Origin of the sequence: Streptomyces albus subsp. albus, assembly GCF_000725885.1 — a bacterium.
In the GTDB taxonomy this organism is placed as follows: Bacteria; Actinomycetota; Actinomycetes; order Streptomycetales; family Streptomycetaceae; genus Streptomyces; species Streptomyces albus.
The window spans coordinates 113,255-133,916 of record NZ_JODR01000013.1 but is presented as its reverse complement, the minus strand read 5'-3'; the positions used below and the strand labels follow the sequence as shown (position 1 = coordinate 133,916).

Annotated in this window: 18 protein-coding genes and 1 pseudogene; 8 read left to right on the top strand and 11 right to left on the bottom strand. The window is 72.9% G+C overall.

Features of this window, described 5'->3' with window-relative positions:
• Nucleotides 1–32 precede the first annotated feature (32 nt).
• The 3 genes from IO40_RS0116125 (at nt 33) to thpR (ending at nt 2,707) form a co-directional block, all read left to right on the top strand.
• Nucleotides 33–506: a MarR family winged helix-turn-helix transcriptional regulator gene (locus tag IO40_RS0116125; protein ID WP_016472427.1), complete on the top strand. Its 474-nt coding sequence runs from the start codon at nt 33–35 to the stop codon at nt 504–506.
• 32 nt (nt 507–538) lie between these two features.
• On the top strand, nt 539–1,990 hold the full coding sequence (locus tag IO40_RS0116115) for an MFS transporter (RefSeq protein ID WP_016472428.1): 1,452 nt from the start codon (nt 539–541) through the stop codon (nt 1,988–1,990).
• A 132-nt stretch (nt 1,991–2,122) separates the two neighbouring features.
• Nucleotides 2,123–2,707, top strand: a complete 585-nt coding sequence (gene thpR / locus IO40_RS0116110; RefSeq protein ID WP_016472429.1) for an RNA 2',3'-cyclic phosphodiesterase — start codon at nt 2,123–2,125, stop codon at nt 2,705–2,707.
• A 174-nt stretch (nt 2,708–2,881) separates the two neighbouring features.
• On the opposite strand, the gene IO40_RS0116100 is transcribed toward thpR, so the two are convergent.
• The 4 genes from IO40_RS0116100 to IO40_RS0116085 form a co-directional block, all read right to left on the bottom strand.
• Nucleotides 2,882–3,880, bottom strand: coding sequence for an aldo/keto reductase (locus IO40_RS0116100; RefSeq protein WP_030406737.1), 999 nt, complete (start codon nt 3,878–3,880; stop codon nt 2,882–2,884).
• A 67-nt stretch (nt 3,881–3,947) separates the two neighbouring features.
• A complete protein-coding gene (locus tag IO40_RS33610; RefSeq protein ID WP_033228974.1) occupies nt 3,948–4,730 on the bottom strand; it encodes a TetR-like C-terminal domain-containing protein in 783 nt (260 codons plus the stop codon).
• Nucleotides 4,731–4,994: 264 nt separating this feature from the next.
• Nucleotides 4,995–6,086: a hypothetical protein gene (locus IO40_RS0116090; RefSeq protein ID WP_016472433.1), complete on the bottom strand. Its 1,092-nt coding sequence runs from the start codon at nt 6,084–6,086 to the stop codon at nt 4,995–4,997.
• 352 nt (nt 6,087–6,438) lie between these two features.
• Nucleotides 6,439–7,143, bottom strand: coding sequence for a GDSL-type esterase/lipase family protein (locus tag IO40_RS0116085; protein ID WP_033228976.1), 705 nt, complete (start codon nt 7,141–7,143; stop codon nt 6,439–6,441).
• A 58-nt stretch (nt 7,144–7,201) separates the two neighbouring features.
• On the opposite strand from IO40_RS0116085, the gene IO40_RS0116080 reads away from it, so the two are divergent.
• Entirely contained in the window at nt 7,202–8,257 is a 1,056-nt protein-coding gene (locus IO40_RS0116080) for an esterase-like activity of phytase family protein (RefSeq protein ID WP_016472435.1), read from the top strand.
• Between the two features lie 91 nt (nt 8,258–8,348).
• Here the strand turns inward: IO40_RS0116080 and IO40_RS0116075 are convergent, their stop codons facing one another.
• A complete protein-coding gene (locus tag IO40_RS0116075; protein WP_016472436.1) occupies nt 8,349–9,128 on the bottom strand; it encodes a TetR/AcrR family transcriptional regulator in 780 nt (259 codons plus the stop codon).
• 96 nt (nt 9,129–9,224) lie between these two features.
• On the opposite strand from IO40_RS0116075, the gene IO40_RS0116070 reads away from it, so the two are divergent.
• Both IO40_RS0116070 and IO40_RS0116065 read left to right on the top strand, forming a co-directional pair.
• Nucleotides 9,225–10,259, top strand: coding sequence for a daunorubicin resistance protein DrrA family ABC transporter ATP-binding protein (locus IO40_RS0116070; RefSeq protein WP_041968781.1), 1,035 nt, complete (start codon nt 9,225–9,227; stop codon nt 10,257–10,259).
• Nucleotides 10,256–11,101: an ABC transporter permease gene (locus IO40_RS0116065; RefSeq protein ID WP_031026615.1), complete on the top strand. Its 846-nt coding sequence runs from the start codon at nt 10,256–10,258 to the stop codon at nt 11,099–11,101. The genes IO40_RS0116070 and IO40_RS0116065 overlap by 4 nt, the downstream gene beginning before the upstream one ends.
• A 112-nt stretch (nt 11,102–11,213) precedes the next feature.
• Here the strand turns inward: IO40_RS0116065 and serC are convergent, their stop codons facing one another.
• Nucleotides 11,214–12,332 carry a phosphoserine transaminase gene (gene serC / locus IO40_RS0116060; protein WP_031175628.1) on the bottom strand — a complete coding sequence of 373 codons (1,119 nt, stop codon included), beginning with the start codon at nt 12,330–12,332 and terminating at the stop codon, nt 11,214–11,216.
• Nucleotides 12,333–12,437: 105 nt separating this feature from the next.
• Between serC and IO40_RS0116055 the strand changes: the two genes are divergently transcribed.
• A complete protein-coding gene (locus IO40_RS0116055; RefSeq protein ID WP_016472440.1) occupies nt 12,438–12,812 on the top strand; it encodes an MmcQ/YjbR family DNA-binding protein in 375 nt (124 codons plus the stop codon).
• Between the two features lie 96 nt (nt 12,813–12,908).
• Nucleotides 12,909–15,743, top strand: coding sequence for an FAD-binding and (Fe-S)-binding domain-containing protein (locus IO40_RS0116050; RefSeq protein WP_031175627.1), 2,835 nt, complete (start codon nt 12,909–12,911; stop codon nt 15,741–15,743).
• 158 nt (nt 15,744–15,901) lie between these two features.
• On the opposite strand, the gene IO40_RS0116045 is transcribed toward IO40_RS0116050, so the two are convergent.
• The 5 genes and pseudogenes from IO40_RS0116045 to IO40_RS0116025 all read right to left on the bottom strand — a co-directional run bounded on the left by IO40_RS0116045 (nt 15,902) and on the right by IO40_RS0116025 (nt 20,533).
• Complete coding sequence (locus IO40_RS0116045) at nt 15,902–16,570, bottom strand: hypothetical protein (RefSeq protein WP_225841454.1); 669 nt, start codon at nt 16,568–16,570, stop codon at nt 15,902–15,904.
• A complete protein-coding gene (locus IO40_RS0116040; RefSeq protein WP_031175626.1) occupies nt 16,567–17,796 on the bottom strand; it encodes an AAA family ATPase in 1,230 nt (409 codons plus the stop codon). The genes IO40_RS0116045 and IO40_RS0116040 overlap by 4 nt, the downstream gene beginning before the upstream one ends.
• A 336-nt stretch (nt 17,797–18,132) precedes the next feature.
• A pseudogene (locus IO40_RS0116035) lies at nt 18,133–18,795 on the bottom strand (dioxygenase family protein); the annotation flags it as partial.
• Between the two features lie 115 nt (nt 18,796–18,910).
• A complete protein-coding gene (locus IO40_RS0116030) occupies nt 18,911–19,849 on the bottom strand; it encodes a helix-turn-helix domain-containing protein (protein ID WP_225841455.1) in 939 nt (312 codons plus the stop codon).
• Between the two features lie 471 nt (nt 19,850–20,320).
• Entirely contained in the window at nt 20,321–20,533 is a 213-nt protein-coding gene (locus tag IO40_RS0116025) for a DUF397 domain-containing protein (protein ID WP_031175624.1), read from the bottom strand.
• Between the last annotated feature and the right edge of the window lie 129 nt (nt 20,534–20,662).

Here is a 20,662-nt window from a genome sequence, read left to right as displayed (position 1 = left end):
TTTAGGCGGAGTAATGAGCTAGCCTAATAACCATGTCGGAACAGCTCCCCGCCCCGCGGCTCGCGGAGGCCGGCCAGGAAGCCGAGGAAGCCGACCAGGAAGCCGTCAACGCACTCCGCGCCGGAGTGATGCGGCTCTCCCGTCGGCTGAAGCACCAGCGCGTCGACGAGTCGCTGAGCCCCACCGAGATGGCGGTGCTCGGCACCCTCGCCCGGTGCGGCTCCGCCACCCCCAGCGAGCTGGCCCGCAAGGAGCACGTACAGCCGCCGTCCATGACCCGGATCGTCGCGATGCTGGAGGCCAAGGGGCTGGTCCGGCTGGAGGCGCACCCCGAGGACCGCCGGCAGAAGGTGGTCACCCAGACCGAGCAGGCCGAATCCATGCTGGCCGCGGCCCGCACCAAGCGGAACGCCTGGCTGGCCCAGCTGGTCCGGGAACTGGACGAGGACGACTGGGCGGTGCTGCGCGCCGCCGCGCCTGTGCTGGAGAAGCTGGCGCACTTGTAAGGAGCACGATCGAGAACAGGAGGCGAAGCCGCTTGAGTACGGGCCACGGAGCACACTCCGCACCCGCACCATCCGCAGCCGACGAAACCCAGCCGCACCACGATCAGCGGGCCCCCCACCGCGGGCCCGCGCCGCAGCCCGCCGCGCCCACCGCCACGGCATCCGGGGACCCCCGTCCCGCGGGGAAGCCGAACGGCACGGCCGCCCCGCGCACCTCGATGTTCGCCTCGCTGCGCATCCGCAACTACCGCCTCTTCGCCATCGGCCAGGCCGTCTCCAACACCGGTACCTGGATGCAGCGCATCGCCCAGGACTGGCTGGTGCACAGCCTCACCGGCTCCTCCACCGCGGTCGGCATCACCACCGCCCTCCAGTTCCTGCCCATGCTGCTGTTCGGGCTGTACGGGGGCGTCATCGCCGACCGCTGCTCCAAGCGCAAGCTGCTGTTCGCCACCCAGTCCGCCATGGGCGTCACCGGCCTGGTGCTGGCCGCGCTCACCCTCAGTGGGCACGTGCAGGTCGCCCACGTCTACGCGCTGGCCTTCGTGCTCGGCCTGGTCACCGTCGTCGACAACCCGGCGCGGCAGACCTTCGTCTCCGAGATGGTCGGCCCGGCCCAGATACGCAACGCCGTCTCCCTCAACTCCGCCAACTTCCAGAGCGCCCGGCTGGTCGGCCCCGCCGTGGCCGGTGTGCTGATCTCCGCCGTCGGCGGCGGCTGGGCCTTCCTGATCAACGGCCTCTCCTTCGCCGCCCCGCTGATCGGCCTGCTGCTGATGCGCACCTCCGAACTGCACACCAGCAAGCCCGTGGCCCGCGGCAAGGGGCAGCTGCGCGAGGGCCTGCGCTATGTGCGGGGGCACCCCGAGCTGATCTGGCCGATCGTGCTCGTCGGCTTCATCGGGACCTTCGGCTTCAACTTCCCCATCTGGCTGACGGCCTTCACCAGTGACGTCTTCGACGCGGGCGCCGGCACCTACGGCACCCTCAACTTCCTGATGGCCGTCGGCTCCGTCGCCGGCGCGCTGCTGGCCGCCCGGCGCGGCCAGTCCCGGATGCGGCTGATGGTCGGCGCCGCGCTCGTCTTCGGCGTCCTCGAACTGGTCGCCGCGCTCGCGCCGTCCTACTGGCTGTTCGCCGCCCTGATGGCGCCGATCGGACTGGCCGGGCTGACCTTCAACGTCACCGCCAACTCCAGCGTCCAGCTCGCCTCCGACCCGGCGATGCGGGGCCGGGTGATGAGCCTGTTCATGATGGTCTTCGTCGGCGGCACCCCCATCGGCGGGCCCCTCATGGGCTGGATCACCGACGCCTGGGGCGCCCGGATGGGCTTCCTGGCCGGGGGCCTGATCTCCGCCGCGGCAGCCGTCGCCGTCGGCCTCGTCCTCGCCCGCATCGCCGGGCTCCGCCCCTCCGTCGGACTCCGCCGCGGCCAGCCCTACGTCCGCTTCGTCCGCCGCGACGAGGTGACGGAAGCGGCCTGATCCCCGAGGGGCCACCCCGTCGCGGGCGCCGCGCACGGAGCCGGACGGCACCCGGCGCGGGCCCGCGCCCCGCAGGGCACACGCGGGCCCGCGGTCCGCGCCGGTGCCCCGCCCCGTGGCAGGCTGCGCACCATGAGACTGTTCGCGGCGGTGTGGCCGCCCCCGGCCGCGGTGCGGGAACTGGACGAGGCCGTGCGCCCTCTCAGGCAACGGCCCGGGGCGGAAGGCCTGCGCTGGACGCGGCCCGCCGCCTGGCACTTCACGCTCAGCTTCTACGGGGAGGCCGACGAGGACCAGGCGCGGGACCTGGCCGTGCGGCTGGGCCGCGCGGCGGCCCGGGCCCCGGGACCGGTCCCCGTCCGGCTGGCCGGCGCCGGCCGCTTCGGGGATCGCACCCTGTGGGCGGGCGTCCACGCACCGGACACCGGTGTCGGGGCCCTGACAGAGCTGGCGGCGGCCACCACGGCGGCCGGCCGCCGCACGGGGCTGCTGCCGCCCGACGCGCCGCCCTCCTTCCACGCGCACCTCACGCTGGCCCGCGCCAGGGGCCGGCGCCGCACGGACCTGCGCCCGTACGTCGAGGGGCTGGCCGGCTTTCGGGGCACGGCCTGGAGCGCGGGGGAACTGCTCCTGGTGCGCAGCATGCTCCCGGCGGGCGGCGAGCCCGGCCGGCCGCCCCACTACGAGCCCCTGGAGCGCTGGCCGCTGGGCCCGTGACGGGGGCCCGGAGGGGCCCGGTTACCGTTGTCACCGTGAATGCGAAGACCAGAATGCGCATTGTGACCGGTGTGCTGGCGGCGCTCTTCCTCGTGGTCGTGCTGGCCTCGGCGCTGAACGGTCACTGAGCCGACGGGGCCGCCCGCGGGCCGCAACCCGCGGGCGGCGGCCCGGTCACCAGGCGAACGCCTCCGGGGAGGGACCCGGCCCGGGGAAGATCTCGTCCAGCGCGGTGAGCAGCTCCTCGCTCAGCTCCAGCTCGACGGCGCGCAGCGCCGAGGTGAGCTGGCCGGCGGTGCGCGGCCCGACGATGGGGCCGGTGACGCCGGGCCGGGACAGCAGCCAGGCGAGGGCGACCTCGCCCGGCTCCAGACCGTGCTTGGCCACGAGGTTCTCGTAGGACTCGATCCGGGCCCGTACCGCCGGGTCCTCCAGCGCGGTGGCCGCGCGGCCCGACGTGGTGCGGGCGCCGCCGCCCTCCTGGGCCTTGCGCAGCGCGCCGCCCAGCAGCCCACCGTGCAGCGGCGACCAGGGGATGACGCCGAGCCCGTACGCCTCCGCCGCCGGGACGACCTCCATCTCGGCCCGCCGTTCGGCCAGGTTGTAGAGGCACTGTTCGCTCACCAGGCCGAGCGAGCCGCGCCGGGCCGCCGTCTCGTTGGCCTGCGCGATGTGCCAGCCGGCGTGGTTGCTGGAGCCGGCGTACAGGACCTTGCCCTGCTGCACCAGCACGTCCATGGCCTGCCAGATCTCGTCCCAGGGCGTGGCCCGGTCGACGTGGTGGAACTGGTAGAGGTCGATGTGGTCGGTGCCCAGGCGGCGGAGGCTGGCCTCCACGGAGCGGCGGATGTTGAGGGCGGAGAGCTTGTCGTGGTTCGGCCAGGGCGTCTCGCCGTCGCCCGCCATGTTCGCGTACACCTTGGTGGCCAGGACGGTCTTGTCGCGGCGCCCCTCGCCCTTGGCGAACCAGCTCCCGATGATCTCCTCGGTGCGGCCCTTGTTGTTGCCCCAGCCGTAGGCGTTGGCGGTGTCGAAGAAGTTGATGCCCGCGTCCAGCGCGGCGTCCATGATCGCGTGGCTGTCGGCCTCGTCCGTCTGCGGCCCGAAATTCATCGTGCCGAGGACGAGCCTGCTGACCTTGAGTCCGGTACGTCCGAGCTGCGTGTACTCCATGGCGCAACGCTAGGCGCCTGGAGTGCGCTCGAAGCAAGGGGGCGGCCGGGCCTTGCGGGGCGCTCGCTCAGCCGCGGCCCCGGTGGGGGCGGGCGGCCTCGTCCCCGGCGCGGTGCCCCCGGCCGCCGTTGCGGGCGGTGCCGGCGGCCGGTCCGGTGCCGGTGGTCGGTCCGGTGCCGGCGGGGCTGTCGGGACTGTTGGGGCTTCCGGTGCTGTCGGTGCTGGCAGTGCTACCGGTGCTGCCGGTGCGGAAGACGCCGTGCACGGCCGCCAGATAGGCGGTCTCCGCGCTGCTGCTGACCAGCTCGTCGTCCAGCGGGCCGCGGGTGATCAGCAGCCGGTAGTAGAAGGGCGCGCCGAGGGCCGCGATGACCCCTTCCGCGTCGGTGTCGGCGGGGACCTCGCCGCGTTCGGCGGCGCGGTGCAGGAGGACGGCGACCTGACGCAGTCGGCGGGCGAAGATCTCGCGCAGCACCTCCTCGGCGCCCTGCTGCCGGGACGCGGCGGCCACCATGCCCTCCAGCAGGCGGCGGTTGCGGGGTGCGGTGTGGAAGTCGGCGATGGCCCGGGCCATGGCGTGCAGGTCCTGCCGCAGGTCGCCGGTGTCGGGGATGGGGATCGTGGCGGTGCCGTGCTGGGTCAGCAGATCGCTGATGACGCCCTCGACCGAGCGCCAGCGGCGGCGGATGGTGGCGGCGTGCACGCCGGAGCGCCGGGCGAGCAGATCGACGGTGAGGGAGGCGAAGTCCTGGGTGTCCAGGGCCTCCAGGGCTGCCGCGAGGACGGCGGCGCGGGTGCGTGCGGTGCGTCCTCCGGGGCGGGTGGACCCGTGCGGGCGTGGCTCAGTCATGGGGTGCGCAGATGTTCCGCGTTGCGTCGAGGATGAGATTCCGGTTACTGTCCTACCAGTTAGTGCGCGCCAGCGCGCATTAAGTCGGGGGAGGGAGCGCCCCGTGGCGCGCGGTGGCGAACCGCCGCACACGGGGCGTTCGCGACGTTCGGGGCACGCATGATCGACAGTCTGGCGCACACCCCGCGCAGCGCGACGGCCGAGGGGGGCTTCCGGCGCGAAACGTACGGCGCGTGACGGGATTCCACCGGGCGGAGCCGCACGTCAGCGGCCGGACGCGGCGGCCGGCACCCGCCGCGGGGAGCCCGGCGCGAGGCGGGACGGGGCGGCCGGCGGCTGGAGCACCACGGTGCGCGCGTAGCCGTACCCGGCGTGGAAGACCATGTCGTCACCCGCGTCGACCCGGACCTTGAGCCGCACGTCGAGACGCTCCGCACGGGCCGGCACCGGCACCCGCAGCGTGTGGTGCAGCATCGCGTGGTGCTGCGCGGCGCTCACCCGGCGGCGCTCCACCCGCGAGGTCACCGGCGCGCCCACCACACCGCCTGCCGCGTCCAGGCGCCGCACCTCCACCCACGAGGTGACGGCCGAACCGTCCGGGCGGGGGTCCCGCGGCCGGCACACCCGGTAGGCGCCGTCCGCGTTGCAGGTGGTGATCTCGGCGTCCACCGCGACCGTGGCCGCCCGCCGGCCCGCGCCCGGTCCGGCGGCAGCGGCAAGGCCGTTCATCGGTTCGGCCGTGCGGCCGGGGCGCAGCAGCAGGTCGCCGCGGGCGGCCGGGCGGGTCCAGGTCGCCGAGGCGCGGCCCACGCGGGTGCCGATGACGGTCCGCCGCCCCGTCAGACGCACCGTCATGCCCTTCGCGTGCGCGGTGCTGTAGGCCGAGGCGCCCAGCGTGCAGCGGTATTCGCCCTTGCCCCGGGCGACGAGCAGGGCCCGGATCGCCGGGAGCCGGTCCGGCTCGCGCGGGGTGAGGTTGGCGCCGTCGTGCGCCGTGAGCACCCGGCGCCCCTCCGGGTCCGTACAGGCCAGCAGCAGGGTGGTGCCGATGTTGGTCGGCCGGCCCGCACCCCACGAGCCGACCGCGAACCGCAAGGCGGGGGTGTGCAGGGCGAGTCTGTCCCCGGCGGACAGCCGCCATGAGGCGGAGGCGACGGCGGTCAGCGGTGTCGAGTACCGCTGCACGGGAAGCGTCACCTCCCCGTGCGGGGCGGCGGCGGCCCGCGCCCCGGCGACGGGCAGCACGGCGAGCGGACCGAGCAGGGCGAGCACGCCGAACAGACCGAGCAGACAGGGCACCAGCACGGCCCGCCGGAACGGGCGCCGCGGCCGGCGAGGGAGCGACTGAGGGGGCACGACGGTCCTTTCCGGAGGCGGAGGCGGGGGCGGGGAACGGCAGCGGTCCCCTCCCGGACGGTTGTGGCGGAGGGGACGCGGCGGTCAGCGGGGGAGAGGTGGTGGTCCTCTCGCGGGCGGGGGTGACGGGGGAGAGGTGGTGGTCCTCTTCCTGACGGGGGGCGGCGGGGAGAGGTGGCGGCCCTCTCCCGGGGCGGGCGACCCGGAAGAGGCCGTGTCCTCTCCCGGGGAGGGACCCGGGCAGACGTGGGTCCCTCCCGGAGAGGGGGTCCGGGACGTGGGTCCCGCCCGGAGAGGGGGTCCGGGAAGGCGTGACGGTCCTTCCCGGACGCGGGTGGCTGGGAGGGCGACCTTAGCCGCGGGATGCCGTCCGGGACGGCTCTTGCGACGGTGCGCCCTCGTACGGCCCACCCACGGCCCACGCCTGGTGCAGCGCGTCGGCGAACGCGGCGGCGATCCGGTGCTCGCCCGCCGCCGACGGGTGGGTGCCGTCGTAGGTGTCCCGCTCCGGCGACCAGCCTGCCGGCGCGGAGGCGAGCAGCAGCGGGGAGCGCGGCTCCGACAGTTCGGCGACGGCCTTGGCCAGCAGGGTGTTGAACCGGGCGCAGTCCGCGGCGAAGGCGGCATCGGTCGCGGCCCGGACGTTGGGGAGGACGGGCAGCAGCACGGCCCGCAGCGTGGGGTTGGCGGCGCGTGCCTCGGCGAGGAACAGTTCCACGTTGCCGAGGGTCTGCTCAGGGCTGGTGTAGAAGCCGAGGTCGATCAGGCCGAGGGAGACCAGCAGGGTGTCCGGGCGGTGGGTGGCCACCGTCTCGCGGATCAGGGGTGCCATGTGCAGCCAGCCCTCGCCCCAGCCCGCGAGGTGGGCGCGGGCCTCGGCGGGGAAGGCGGTGTCGGCGTAGGCGTGCGAGTCCTCGTGGAGCGCGGTGCGGGGGCCGACGACGCGGAAGGCGCCGTCGGGCAGGGTGCGCGTCAGGTGCTGCCACATCCGGTGGCGCCAGGTGTGGTCGCCGGCGGCTCCGATCGTCATGGAGTCGCCGACGAAGAGGATGCGCATGCGCCCATCCTGGTGGACCGTGCACCGACACGCACCGTGATGCTGGACACTTGGGATCATGTCTGTGCGAGAGCGTCCGTCCGCTGCGGGACGGTGGGTGCCCTGGGTGGCCCGGACGGCCGGGGTGACGGCGTTGGCGTTGTCCGCCGTGGGGCTGACCGCCGTCGCGGCCGAAGCGGCGGACGAGCCGCGGGGGTTCACCATCGAGGACTCCCGCATCACCGAGTCCAGCGGCCTGGCCGCCAGCCACACCCACAAGGGCGTCTACTGGACGCACAACGACTCCGACGACGGCCCGTACGTGTACGCCGTGGACGGCCGCACCGGCAAGACCGTCGCCCGGGTGACGATGCGGGGGATCGACCCGCGGGACGTGGAGGCGATCTCCATCGGCCCGGACGGCGACATCTACGTCGGGGACATCGGCGACAACCTCGACGGCACCTGGAACGAGGTGTGGATCTACCGTTTCCCCGAACCGAAGCGGCTGGACGGCGATGTGACGGTCACCCCGACCCGCTACACCGTGCGCTACGCCGACGGCCCGCGCAACGCCGAGTCGCTGATGGTCCACCCCAAGACGGGGCGGGTCTACATCGCCAGCAAGAACGCGCAGGGCAAGGCCGGGGTGTACGCGGGGCCGAAGGAGCTGACGCCGGGCGCCGTCAACACCTTCTCGCGGGTCTCCGACATCGACTTCGAGGCCACCGACGGGGCGTTCTCGCCCGACGGCAGCCGCCTGGTGCTGCGCGGCTACTTCTCGGGTTACGCCTACCGGTGGCGGGACGGCAAGCCGGAGAAGATCTCCTCCTTGCCGGTGCCGTTGCAGCGCCAGGGCGAGTCGGTGACCTTCACCCCGGACGGCCGGACCCTGATGTTCGGCTCCGAGGGGGTCCGCAGCCCGGTGGAGCCCGTCCGGCTGACCGGCAAGGCCGTGCCGTCGTCCGTGCAGAAGGAGGACGCTGAGAACTCCGGCGGCTCGCAGGGGAACGGCGGCGGGGGCGGCTCCGACGACGAGAACAACCGTACGCTCGGCCTGGGCGCGGCCACCCTCGTCGCGGCCTTCGCCGTGTGGTGGGGGCTGCGCCGCCTCTTCCGCCGCCGCGGCGACTGAGCCCGGCGCCACGGCCGACACCACGCCCGACACCACGGCCGGCCCCGCCCGGGTGTTCGGCCGTGGCGCGTTCGGCCCGTGGCGCGTTCGTTCAGTCCGCGGTGCGTTCCTCCACCAGGCGCCGGAAGCCGTCGAGCAGGGCCCGTACGGCGAACCGCAGGGCCTCGACGGCGTCCCCGGCGAAGGAGTCCTCCGGGAGGCCGGCGAGCCGGGGGAACGCGCCTTCTTCCATGCCGCGCACCATGTACGGCTCCTGGGTGCTCCAGAACTCCTTGTCGCTGACCCCGGAGTGCTGGGCGGCCTGGTGGTGGAGGACGTGGGTGCGGGCGGCGCCCAGCACCAGGTGTTCGAGGCCGGTGAGGACGGCCATCTTCTCCTGCCCGCTGAGGGGCAGTCCTTCCAGTGCGCCGAGGGCGCGGTCGAGCCACGCCATGGAGCGGGGGCCGATCACGGGGCGGGCCGTGTTCACCTGGATCAGCCAGGCGTGGCCGGTGTACAGCTCCCAGGTCCGTTCGGCGACCGTCTCCAGGAGGCCGGTCCAGTCCTGGTGGACGGGGCTGTCCGGTTCGTCGCCCGCGGGGTCCTGGACGTGGTCGACCATCAGGGCGACGAGTTCGTCCTTGCCGGGCACGTAGCGGTACAGGGACATGGTGCCGACGCCCAGTTCGGCCGCGACCCGGCGCATGGACAGGGCGGCCAGCCCCTCGCGGTCGGCGAGGGCGACGGCGGTGACCACGATCTGCTGGAGCGTCAGCCCGCGTTTGGGCCCGCGTGCGGGCCGGTCCTTGCCCGTACGGCCCCACAGCAGGTCGAGGCTGCGGCGGAGGCGGGTCAGTCCGGTCTCGTGGTCCGTGGGGTGGTCGCTCGTCATGGTGCGGTCATCGTAGGAAATCCCCTTGCGCTCGACTGCGTAGGCTGTACGCTTTTTTATCTGGGTACGGCGTACTCGGTTTCCAGGAGGGGATGCATGAAACCACCACCGCCCACCACGCCCGCCGCCGCGTCGTCCTCGTACGCCGTCGTGGCCGAGGGACTGCGCAAGACGTACGGGGGCGGGCGCGGGGCACCCGCCACCCACGCCCTCGACGGTCTCGACCTGGCCGTCCCGCGCGGCACGGTCTACGGGCTGCTCGGCCCCAACGGCGCCGGCAAGACCACCGCCGTGCGGGTGCTGACCACGCTCACCCGGGCCGACGCCGGGCACGCCACCGTCGCCGGGTACGACGTCGGGCGCCGCCCCCGCGACGTGCGCCGCCGAATCGGGCTGACCGGACAGCACACCGCCGTGGACGGCATCCTCACCGCCCGGCAGAACCTGCGGATGTTCGGCCGCCTCTTCCACCTGGACCCGGCACACGCCCGGCGCCGGGCGGACGAACTCCTGGAGGCGTTCGGTCTGGCGCACGCCGCCGACCAGCAGCCCCAGCACTTCAGCGGCGGCATGCGGCGCCGCCTCGACCTGGCCTCCAGCATGATCCTGGCGCCCGAGGTGCTCTTCCTGGACGAGCCGACCACCGGCCTCGACCCGCGGGGCCGCAGTGAGGTGTGGGAGACAGTCCGGGGCCTGACGGCACAGGGCACCACGGTCGTGCTGACCACCCACTACCTGGACGAGGCCGACAAGCTCTCCGACCGCATCGTCGTCGTCGACCACGGACGCAACATCACCGAGGACACCCCCGCCGGGCTGAAACGGGCCATCGGCGGCGACCGCGTCGAAGTCGTCGCCGCCGAGGCCCGCGACCTGCCCGCGGTCAGGGCCGCCGTCGCCCGGGTCGCCGGGAGCGGCACCGCACCCAGCACCGACGAGGCCACGCTCCGCGTGCACGCGCCGGTCGCCGAAGGGGTGCCCGCCCTCACCGATGTGGCGCGCCACCTCCAGGACGCCGGCGTCGCCGTCGCCGACCTGGGGCTGCGCCGCCCCACCCTCGACGAGGTCTTCCTGACCCTGACCGGAGCCGGCACAGATGTGCCGCAGCCCGCCACGGAGGCCGCCGCGTGAGCACCGCCACCCACTCCGTCCCCGTGCCGCTCCCCGCCGACGACGGGGCCGGCCGCCGGCTGTACTGGGCCGTCGCCGACTGCTGGACGATCGTCCGCCGAGATCTGACACACCTGGTCAAGCAGCCGTCGCTGGTGGCCTGGCAGCTCGGCTTCCCGATCGTCTCCGTGCTGCTGTTCGTCTACGTCTTCGGCAGCGCCATGGAGGTCGGTGAGGGCGTGTCCTACAAGGACTACGCCATGCCCGGGATGTTCGCCATGACGATGGCCTTCGGGTTCATGAACACCGCCATGGCCGTCGTCGTCGACAAGGAGCGCGGCGTCACCGACCGGTTCCGGGCCATGCCGATGGCCTCCTCCGCCGTGGTCACCGGACGCGGTGTCTCCGACGTCCTGCACGCCGCGCTCGACCTCGCGGTCATGGCGGCCATCGCCCTCGTCGTCGGCTGGCGCCCCGACGACGGGCTCTTCCCGGCCCTCGCGGCCTTCGCCCTGCTGCTCCTGCTGCGCTTCGCCCTCATCTGGGTGGGGGTGCTGCTCGGTCTGCTGGCCAAGAACCAGGAGAGCGCGGGCAATCTGTTCGCCGTCGCCTTCCCCTTCGGGATGATCTCCAGCGTCTTCACCCCGCCCTCCCTGATGCCGGACTGGCTGGGCACCCTCGCCATGTGGAACCCGGTGTCGGCCACCGCCAACGCCGTACGGGACCTGTTCGGCAACCCCGTGCCCGGCGGCGGGAGCTGGATCGAGGAGCACGCCCTGCTCATGGCCGTGGTGTGGCCGCTCGCCCTGACGGCCGTCTTCCTGCCGCTGGCCGTCCGCCGCTTCCAGCGGCTGGGCCGGTAGCCCGCAGGGCCGGTGTGAAGACGAGCGCGGGGCGGGCCACCGTGTGGCCCGCCCCGCGTGGGTCTCTTCCGTACCGGTCAGCTGTGTGCCGGTCAGCTGTGCGCCGGACCTGTCACAGGTGCTCGATCACGTAGTCGACGCAGGCGGTCAGCGCCTCGACGTCGGCCGGCTCGATGGCCGGGAACATGGCGACCCGCAGCTGGTTGCGGCCCAGCTTGCGGTACGGCTCCGTGTCCACGACACCGTTGGCCCGCAGCACCTTCGCCACGGCGGCGGCGTCCACGTCCTCGTCGAAGTCGATGGTGCCGACGACCTGCGAACGCTGCTGCGGGTCGGTCACGAACGGCGCCGCGAACGACGCCTTCTCCGCCCACGCGTACAGCCGCGAGGAGGAGTCCGCGGTGCGCTGGACGGCCCAGTCGAGACCGCCCTGGCCGTTCAGCCACTTCAGCTGGTCGTCGAGGAGGAAGAGCGTGGCCAGCGCCGGGGTGTTGTACGTCTGGTTCTTGCGCGAGTTGTCGATCGCCGTCCCCAGGTCGAAGAACGCCGGGATGTGCCGGTCGGAGGCGGCGATGCGCTCGGCCCGCTCGACGGCGGCCGGGGAGAAGACCGCGATCCACAGCCCGCCGTCGGCGGCGAAGGACTTCTGCGGCGCGAAGTAGTAGACGTCCGTCTCGGTGATGTCCACCGGCAGACCGCCCGCGCCGGAGGTGGCGTCCACCAGGACGAGCGCGCCGTCGTCCGCGCCGGGCACCCGGGCCAGCGGCATCGCCACGCCGGTGGAGGTCTCGTTGTGGGTGAGGGCGTAGACGTCCACGCCCTGCTCGCCGCGCGCCTCGGGGTGGGTGCCCGGGTCGCTGGAGATGACGCTGGGCTCCTGGAGCCACGGCGCCTGCTGGGCGGCCTTGGCGAACTTGGAGGAGAACTCGCCGAACGACAGGTGCTGGGAGCGGGTGGAGATCAGGCCGTGCGTCGCGATGTCCCAGAACGCGGTGGAACCGCCGTTGCCCAGGACGACTTCGTACCCCTCCGGCAGTGAGAAGAGGGCCCGGACGCCCTCGCGCACACTGCCGACCAGGTTCTTGACCGGCGCCTGGCGGTGCGAGGTACCCATCAGGGAGGTACCGGTCGCCGCCAGGGCGCGCAGCGCCTCCGGGCGCACCTTGCTGGGGCCCGAGCCGAAGCGACCGTCGGCGGGCTTGATGTCAGCGGGAATCTGGAGATCAGCCACGAACCCAGACTAGTGCCGCGCGGGCATCCGCATCGCGGAACGTCCACCGCCTGAGACGAGAGGTGGACAGCGGGGGCTGTCGGTCCCCGCGTCTAGGCTGACGCCATGACTGGACCGCGACCCGGCCCCGACGACGTCCGGCGGCTCGCCCTGGCGCTGCCCGGGACGAAGGAGGTCATCGCCTGGGCGATGCCCACCTTCCGGGTCGCCGGGAAGATGTTCCTGACGATGCCGGACGACGAGTCGTCGTTCGCGGTCCGCTGCCCCCGCCACGAGCGGGAGGAGTTGATCGCCGCCGAGCCGCACAAGTTCTGGGTGCCGCCGCACGAGGCGTCCTCGAACTGGGTGCGGGCCCGGCTCGCCGCCCTGGAGGACATGACGGAGCTGCGGGACATCGTCGTCGACTCCTGGCAGCAGGCGGCGCCGGCCCGGCTCCTGGAGGGCTTCACCGCCCCGGACCCGTTCGCCGCCGCGCCCTGACGCCGCCGCCGGGTCACCCGAACGTGATCCGGGACACAGGTGTTCGTGCCGTTGCGGGGGCAGCGCCCCGGCCGTCCCGGCAGGCACGCTGAGGCCATGGCAGACGCACGGAACCTGGAGAGAGCACTGCGGGCGGCGGTGGGCGGCGACGTGGAGTTCGGCGCCCAGGACAGAGCGCTGGTGACGATGGACGCCTCGAACTACCGCCGCGTCCCGCTGGGTGTGGTCGCGCCGCGTGACGAGGACGACGTGGCGGCCGTCCTGGCCGTCTGCCGTGACCACGGGGTGCCGGTGGTGCCCCGGGGCGCGGGCACGTCGATCGCGGGGCAGGCCACCGGGCTCGGCGTCGTCCTCGACTTCACCCGCCACATGCGCGCCGTCGAGGAGCTGGACCCCGCGAGCCGCACCGCCGTGGTCCGGCCCGGCGTCGTCCTGGACGACCTGCGGAACGCGGCGGCCCCCCACGGCCTCACCTTCGGCCCCGACCCCTCCACGCACAGCCGCTGCACCCTCGGCGGGATGATCGGCAACAACTCCTGCGGCTCCCACTCGGTGGCCTGGGGCACCACCGCCGACAACGTGCGCGAGCTGGACGTGCTCACCTACGGCGGTGAGCGGGCCCGCCTGGCCCGCGGCGGCGAGGGCGTTCCCGGCCCGCTGCGGTCGGCCGTCCGCGCCCTCGTCCGGGACGAGCTGGCCCGGCTGCGCACCGGTTTCCCGCAGCTGCCGCGCCGGATCTCCGGCTACGCGCTGGACGAGCTGCTGCCCGAGAAGGGCGAGGACTGGGCGCGGGCCTTCACCGGCAGCGAGGGCACCCTCGGGGTGCTCACCCGGGCCACCGTCCGGCTGGTCCCCGCCCCGGCCGCGCGCGTGCTGGCCGTCCTCGGGTACGCCGACGAGAGCGTGGCCGCCCAGGCGGCGGCCGGGCTGCTGCCGCACAGTCCATTGACCGTCGAGGGCATGGCCGACGACCTGGTGGGCGACGCCGACCGCGCCGCCCTCCCGCGGGGCGGCGCCTGGCTGTTCGTGGAGGTCGGCGGCGAGAACGCGGCCCAGGCGAAGGCCGCGGCCCAGCGGCTGTGCCGTGCGGCGGCCGAGGAGAGCACCGATCACACCCTGGTCACCGACCCGGCCGGACAGCGCGCCCTGTGGCGGGTCCGCGAGGACGCCTCCGGCACGGCGACCCGCATGCCGGACGGCACGGAGGCGTGGCCCGGCTGGGAGGACTGCGCGGTGCCCCCGGACCGGCTCGGCGCCTATCTGCGGGACTTCCGCAAGCTGCTGCGCGAGTTCGGGCTGCGCGGGCTGCCCTACGGGCACTTCGGCGACGGCTGCATCCACGTCCGGATCGACTTCGACCTGCTGGACGCGGCCGGCATCGCGACGTTCCGCGACTTCTCCACCGCGCTGGCCGACATCGTCGTCGCCCACGGCGGCTCCCTCTCCGGCGAGCACGGCGACGGCCAGGCCCGCGCCGAGTTGCTGCCCCGCATGTACGGGCAGGAGATGGTCGCCCTCTTCGGCCGGTTCAAGGACCTGTGGGACCCGGCGGGCGGGCTCAACCCGGGCGTGCTGGTGCGGCCCGAACCGCTGGACGCCAACCTGCGGTTCGCGCCGCTGCCGCGCGAGCCGGTGGACGTCGCCTTCGGCTACCCGCACGACGGCGGTGACTTCTCCGCCGCCGTACGCCGCTGCGTGGGCGTCGCCAAGTGCCGCACCGAGACCGTGGCGGGAGCGGGCGTGATGTGCCCCTCGTTCCGCGCGACCGGCCAGGAGAAGCACTCGACGCGGGGCCGGGCGCGGCTGCTGCACGAGATGCTGGCGGGCGAGGTGGTGACCGGCGGCTGGCAGTCCGAGGAGGTGCACGACGCCCTCGACCTGTGCCTGTCCTGCAAGGGCTGCCGCAGCGACTGCCCCGTCGGGGTGGACATGGCCACCTACAAGGCCGAGTTCCTGCACCACTACCACGAGGGCGACGCCGCGCACCCGGGCAGGCGCCGCCCCATGGCGCACTACTCGATGGGCCGGCTGCCGCGCTGGCTGCGGCTGGCCGCCGCCACGCGCACGGCACCGCTGCTGAACGCGGGCGCCGCGGTGCCGCCCCTGGCGGCCCTCGCCAAACGGCTGGGCGGGCTCGCCGCCGAACGGGACATCCCGGCGCTGCCCCGCACCCCCTTCACCCGCTGGTGGCGCGCGCAGCCGGGCCGCGCGCAGGAGTCCGGGAAGCCGGTCGTGCTGTGGCCCGACACCTTCACCAACTACCTGTCGCCCGAGGCGGGTTCGGCAGCAGTGCGGGTCTTCCGGGACGCGGGCCTGCGTCCCGTCGTCCCGCCGAAGCAGGTGTGCTGCGGGCTGACGTACGTGTCCACGGGCCAGCTCGACCGGGCCCGCGCGGTGATGCGCCGCACCCTGGACCGGATCGAGCCGGCGCTGGACGCCGGGCTGCCCGTCGCGGTGCTGGAGCCGCCGTGCGCGGCGGCGCTCCGCACGGACGTGCCCGAACTGCTGGACGGGGACCCCCGCGCGAAGCGCCTGGCACGAGCGGTCCGCACCTTCGCGCAGACCCTCCAGGAACTGGCCCCCGACTGGCAGCCGCCCCGCATCGACCGCCCCGTCGCCGGCCAGACCCACTGCCACCAGCACGCCGTCATCGGCGACACCGCCGACCGCGAACTGCGGCAGCGGGCCGGACTGACCGGCGAACTGAGCGGCGGTTGCTGCGGTCTGGCCGGCAACTTCGGCTTCGAGAAGGGCCACTACGAGGTGTCCGTCGCCTGCGCCGAGGACCAGCTGCTGCCCGCCGTACGACAGGCGGCCCCCGGAACGGTCCTGCTCGCGGACGGCTACTCGTGCCGCACCCAACTGGCACAACTGGGCGGCTACCGCAGCCGCCACCTGGCGGAGGTGCTGGCGGACCACCTGACCGGCTGAGCGGAGCCGGGCCCACCGCCCCCCCGTCACCGGCGTGAAGGTGGCGGGGGCGCTCATGCGTGCCCCTTGCTTTCCGTGCAGGGTGCGTCTTTCGCCACCGCGAGCCGATGTCCCTGTTGCCGGGAGCTCGCGCCGTCAGGCTCGCTGTCACACGCTGCTCAGCGGCCCAGCACGGGCCACCCGGACAGATCCGCGATGAAGTCGCTGTAGGAGCGGTTGGAACCGTCGGGTTCTGCGAGTAAACCGTGTGCGAGTGCTTTGGAAGCTATCTCAGGCCCGTCGCTTTCCCGGTAGCGGGGATTCTTGAGCACGACTTCGAGGTCTTCCTTGGGAGTCTGCCGTCGGCCCGTGTCCTTTCCTTTCCACGCCACTGGGAAGGACCAGGACGGGTTGTGGAGGGAGAATGCGGCCGGAAAGAGCAGGAGCCAGGCCTCGGTCTCCGCCGCTGCCAGGGCGTAGACCGACTCGCAGGTGCCGCCGGACGCCTTGGACAGGGCACTGGAAACGGCTTTGCGTGCACGGTCGTACGTGGGTCCCGGGCAGGCATCCATGTCCTCGTGGACCGCTATGCCCACAAGTCTCCCGTTTTTGAGTTTCGCTTTCCCCCGGGCCTTCTTCACCAGGGTGCTCGCAGAGGCGATCAGTTCGGTGCCGGACTTTTTTCGGAGTCTGACGGGATCGGTGATCTCTGCGAGCACGACGGCGGAAGCGAGATCCGGGCGGGTCGCCTTGATGAAGGAAGCCAGGATGCGACGGTCGTTGGAGCTTTCACCCGCGAGGACGACTATGTTTTTTCCCGGAGCGTTCGCCGTGCGCCTCGGGCTCACAGTTCGTCCTCCGTCAGGTCTCCCCCGAGTACCCCGGAGAACCACAGCTCCCCAAGGGGCTGATCACCGGTTTCGGCCACAATGCTTCGGACTTCCCCCTCCGACAGGGCCGGAATGATGGAAGCGCCGCTGTCGTCGCGATCGCAGACGATGAACTCGCTCGGCTTCAGCCGGTCCACGAGAGCCGGGGAATGGGTGGCCACGATGAACTGTGTGCGCCGAGAAGCCTCACGCATTCTCTCCACGATCAGTTCGAGTGCTTGCGGGTGCAAGCCGTGGTCGACTTCTTCGACGCAGGTGAGAGCGGGCGGGTTCGGGTCGTACAACATGGCGAGCAAGCCCAGGAGTCGCACCGTGCCGAACGAAGCATCCGCCAGGGGAGTCGTGCGGCGGAGCCCCTTTTCGTGCAGCACGACAGCGAGACGGTCGGCATAACCGCCGACCTGCTCGAACTCGATGGCCTCCAACTGCGGAAGCAGCCTGCGCGCATCCTCTGTGAGCAGTCTCCAGCGATCCTCATCGGCGCTGAGCTGAACCAGGAAGGCCGCCAGGTTCTCAGCGTGCGGTTCCAGGCTGGCGGCGAGAGTCGAACGGGCCCTCGTGGGCTGCCGGGCCGCGGAGACATCCACGTCGAACACCCGGAAGGAGGAGAGCCGGTCCGCGACGCGTGTCACTTCCTCGCCCCCGTCTGCCCGGCCCAACCGCGGCAAGGTCGACAGCCCGCTGCTCAGACGCTGGATGCTGAAGCTCCCGCTGTCGGACTCCCGTCCGGCCTGCCCTTCCAGTACCCGGGCCTCTTCGCCGGTGACGGCGATCCGGCGCCCTCTTCCACCGGTCCGCTTGAATGCGAAGCGTTCCTGACGCGACAGGGTGTAGGAGTCGGCGTTGCTCGGCCTGGAGGAAGCGCGCCTGCGGATCGTCAGCGAGTACTCGTCCGGCGCGTTACGACTCGCATGCGTTGTCCAGGTGGCTTTGATGTGGATCTTCAATGTGGTCGGGGGCTTTTCGCCTCCCCAGAAGGCCACTTCATCGAAGCCTCCTCGTTCATCCAGCGCGGGACGGAGGTCCGTGCGGATGATCGCAGCCAGGAAATCGAAAACCTTCAACACATTCGACTTGCCGACTCCGTTGGGCCCCACCAGTACGGTCAACGGGCCGAGTGGGATGGTTACGTCGCGCAGACTGCGAAAGTTCTCGACATGGAGTTCCAGGAGACGGCCGGGCATCGGATGAACCTATCGAGTCGGAACGCGCGGGACGATCAGGCGGGCGGACCCGGCATCATGCCCCCAGGCCGGTGCTGACACATCGGTCCAGGAGTGTCGCGCGTAGAACCGGGCGACGCGACGACGCGGTGACCGTGGTAGCTGGAACCGAAGCAACATGTGCAGCAGGGTAGACGCTCTGAGTGACAGCGTGGTCGCGATCGGCCAGGCGGCAGGCCCGTGGGGCTCGTGCGGCTCACCGTCCCCGTATGCAGCACCGGTCCCAGGTACCTGACAGACGGCTGTCCGGTCAGGTGCCTGGGACCGCTGAAGGCCTTCGTCCGGTCAGTTGCCCATGACCACGAAGTCGAACGAGCCGACCAGTTGGCTGCCCTGCTGCTGGACGGTCATCAGCAGCCGGGAGTCGAAGATCGGGTCGGTGTTGTTGCGGGGTTCACCCGGGAAGTACAGCTGGGTGGTGAGGATGCGCTGGCCCGGCGCCTGGACCTTGACGTGCAGATGGCGGGTGCGGCCAGGATAGAGGCCGGGCCGCAGCGTCGTCAGCCGGAAGGAGCCGTCGGCGCCGGTGTACTGGTGGCCCCGGAAGCGGAAGCCGATGTTGTCGTAGGCACCGTTCGGGTCGGCCTGCCACCAGTCGAGGAGGACCCGGGACAGCGGCCGGCAGTCCAGGCCGAAGACGTATCCGCTGACGGTCAGCGGGGTGCCGGGCAGCCCGGGCGGGACGAGGTTGCTCCGCTGGGGCGAGTTGGGCTTGAAGTAGGGGCCCTCCATCTGGGGCGGTGTCGGCTCGTCGCCGTCGTCACAGGTGGGCGTGGGCTCCAGCCGCTGCCCTTCTCCGACCCGGTCGCGGGCCAGCGCGGGGGCCGCACCGGCCGCTCCCGCGCCGAGGAGGACCGCCGCGGGGGCGGCGGCCATGGCGGCGCGCAGCACGCTCTTGCGGCTGATGCGGCGGGAGGGGCTGTCGGCGCCGCGCTCGTCGTCCACTGGCTTGTCGTCCACTGGTCGTTCCTCGCTCTCCTGAGGTGGGGGAAGTGCGGGGGACGGACGCGTCCGGCCGGTTCGGCCGAGTGGCCATGACGCTACGGGCGCGTGCGGCCGGGGTCGATGGACTCAGTTACCGGACCGTGGTGCTTTTCGACGCGACGGGCGACTCGCGGGCCTCGCGGCGGAACTGGCCGGGGCTGGCGCCGGTCTCCCGCCGGAAGAAGCGGCAGAAGTAGGCGGCGTCCTCGAATCCGACCTCGTGCGCCACCCGGCGCACCGTCATCGCCGTGCCGGCCAGCAGCCGTTTGGCCTCCAGCACCTGCGCGTGCCGGATCAGCCGGCCGGGGGTGCGTCCGGTGGCGGCCCGCACAGCGGCGGTCAGATAGCCGACGGAGACGCCGAGCTCGGCGGCGCAGCCGCCGACGGTGCGGGCCCCGGCGGCACCGGGCTGCTCCAGCAGCCGCACGAACTGCCCCGCCACGGCCGCTGACCGCTGCCCGCACCCGTTCTCCTCGTCGCCCGCGGGCTCGGCGCCGGTGTGCGGGTCGGGCGTCAGCCGGTCGGCGTGCACCAGCAGGATGTGCAGATAGGCCTGGAGGACGGTGAGGGTGCCGCGCCGTTTCTCGGCGTACTCGCCGCGCATACCGGCCAGCAGTCCCTCCACGCGGTCGGCGTCGGGCGGGGACAGCGGCAGGGAGGGATGTTCGCCCAGCCGTCTGAGCAGTTCCCGGTCACCGGGGTGGGCCAGCAGGAACGCGTCGTCGAACAGCACGACGCAGCCGTGCACTTGTTCGCGCTGGTTCCAGTGGTGGGTCTGGCCCGGGGTGACGACGCACAGGTGGGGCGGGCGCAGCGGCCAGCGGCACAGGTCGATGACGTGGGTGCCGCTGCCGCGGGTGACGTAGGCGATCTCGTAGAACGTGTGCCGGTGCGGGTAGGCGGCCCGGGAGAGCGGGCCGATGGTGTCGAACGTGCCGATGGCGAACGGCAGCACGCGGGGTGCGGGGACGTCGAGGCGGTGCAGCGGCATGGTGCGGTGCCAACGCTCGGAGCTTCGCGTCGCGGCCACGCTGGATCCCTTCCTGTCGCGGTGCGGACGGGTGGCGCTGGTACGGACCTTTCCCGCCGTGCGCGGGGCATCGCGGTGCGTACGGGGCTGTTGTCGTGTGCGCTTCCCGTCCGGGTGGGGGCGGTCTCGTGCGGACGTTCTCGTGCGGGGCGTTCCGGGGCGGGGCTTCTCGTGCTGGGCGCTTTCGTGTGGCGTGGCGCCCGGCCCCGCGTACCGGTCGTGCGTACGAGGCGTACGCACGGGTCGTACGTACCGGTCGCGCGCCGGGTGCGCCAGGGCGCCGGTCACGCGCTGCCGCGCGCCCGTCCGCTGGGAGTTACCCGCGAGGGCAGCCGGGGAAAAGTGCCGCCTTGCACTCCGGGCCCCCTGTTTCCGGGGGCTGCTGCGCGGAGTGCCCGGCCCGGCGCCGACATGGCACCGGCCCCCGCCGCGTGGCGAGGGCCGGTTGGTCGGAGGCGATGGGGGCGCGGGTCACCCGTGGTGCTTGGCGAACTCCACGAGTGCGGCGAAGCCTTCGCGGGACAGGGTCAGGTGCGGGCCGTTCGGGTCCTTGCTGTCACGGACCAGGAACTCACCCGTGGCCGCCGCGTGCTCCGGTGCCCACTCAATGCACTCGCCCCCCTGGCCGTTGCTGTAGGTGCTCTTGACCCACCGCAGGGGCTGGGTGTCGGGTGTGATGCTCATTTGGCGTGCTCCTCCGTGATCTTGCGAATCAGGGCTAGCGACTCTTCCTCGGACGGTGGCGCCATGCGAAGCCGATCGAACATGTCGACGGCTTTCGTCACCACGCTAGGGGCTGCTGGGACCCTCACC